Origin of the sequence: Tabrizicola sp. (assembly GCF_030694085.1) — a bacterium.
Lineage (GTDB): Bacteria > Pseudomonadota > Alphaproteobacteria > Rhodobacterales > Rhodobacteraceae > Tabrizicola.
This window is the reverse complement of the sequence record NZ_JAUXZE010000078.1, coordinates 1-1,325: the sequence shown is the minus strand read 5'-3', so window position 1 is coordinate 1,325 and position 1,325 is coordinate 1. Positions and strand designations below refer to the sequence as shown.

The window sequence follows — 1,325 nt, the reverse complement described above, 5'->3', positions numbered from 1 at the left end:
CGCAGTTAATCATCCAAAATCTAACTTTGCCCCTAGTCGATTTATCATTTAAAATCTAACCTTGGAGATAGCTAACAATTAATGCTATCTCCATGAAAATGAGTTTAAAATCAAGAAAAGAATTAGTTAAAAAGGCCAAGGGCAGATATCTCAAAGCTGATAAAGTGCAGAAAGGTGTAATTTTGGATGAATTGTTCCAAAACACAGGACTTCTCCGTAATTACCTAATTCAAATACTTTCCGCTAAAATAGATTTGGATTATGTGAATCCTATCAATCGAAAAAGAAAAGAAACCTATGATGCCAATGTCATTTTCTACCTTAAAAAAATCTGGACTATTTTTGATTATCCGTGCGGACAAAGATTACAACCAATGTTGGAGGAATACATTTCTATCCTGGAAAAATTTAAAGAATTAATTATTCCGCAACATGTTAAAGAAAAATTATTGCGCATCGCTTCAGCAACGATTGACAGGCGGTTAGAAAAATTTAGAACACTGCAACACAAGAAAGTTTTTTCTACCACTAAACCTGGTAGCCTGCTAAAAAATCAAATCCCCATCAAAACTTCTAGTTGGGATGAGACAAGACTCGGCTATGGCGAACTGGACACGGTAGCGCATTGCGGAGCATCCGCAGCAGGAGACTTCATATTTACCCTTACTTACACGGATATTGCGTCACAGTGGACGATTTCTGAAGCGGTGATGGGTAAAGGGCAGGCAGGCATTAAACAGGCACTGGATAATATTGCTGCGCGATTACCCTTTCCGCTAAAAGGCATTGATCCGGATAATGGCAGTGAATTTATCAACTGGCAATTATACAATCATTGCTTGGCGAACAACATCGAATTTACTCGAGGCAGGCCGTATCAGAAAAATGACAACGCGCACATTGAACAGAAAAATTATACGCATGTGAGAAAACTGGTTGGTTACAAAAGATTAGACAAAGAGCACCAATTGAAAAAGATGAATGACCTGTATTGGAGCGAGTGGGATTTTTACAAAAACTTTTTCATTCCAAACAAAAAATTAATTGAGAAGAAAAGAGTTGAAGCTAAAATTGTGAAAAAATATGATTTACCTAGAACCCCATATCAGCGCCTTATGGAACATGCTGATTTTCCAGAAATTGAAAAAGAGAAATTAAGAGCAATCTATGCTAAACTGAATCCAGCTGAGATTAAAAGAAGTATTGATAAAAAACTATCGCGTATCTAATTTTTTAATATTTGATAGATTAATTGCTAAAATCCTAGGGTTTCTATTTGAAAAATTGAAAAGGCTCATCATTAGATTTTTAAATGATTTATCACG

Annotated in this window: 1 protein-coding gene; it reads left to right on the top strand. The window is 35.7% G+C overall.

Annotation, left to right across the window (positions count from 1 at the left end):
* The first annotated feature begins 92 nt into the window (after positions 1-92).
* The gene (locus tag Q8M85_RS18255) at positions 93-1,229 is read left to right on the top strand and encodes an ISNCY family transposase (RefSeq protein ID WP_305547232.1); all 1,137 of its coding nucleotides are present in this window, start codon (positions 93-95) and stop codon (positions 1,227-1,229) included.
* The last annotated feature ends 96 nt before the right edge of the window (positions 1,230-1,325 follow it).

Coding starts and splice junctions, on each gene's coding strand:
- Q8M85_RS18255 (WP_305547232.1), top strand. CDS start 93: ATGAAAATGAGTTTAAAATCAAGAAAAGAATTAGTTAAAAAGGCCAAG.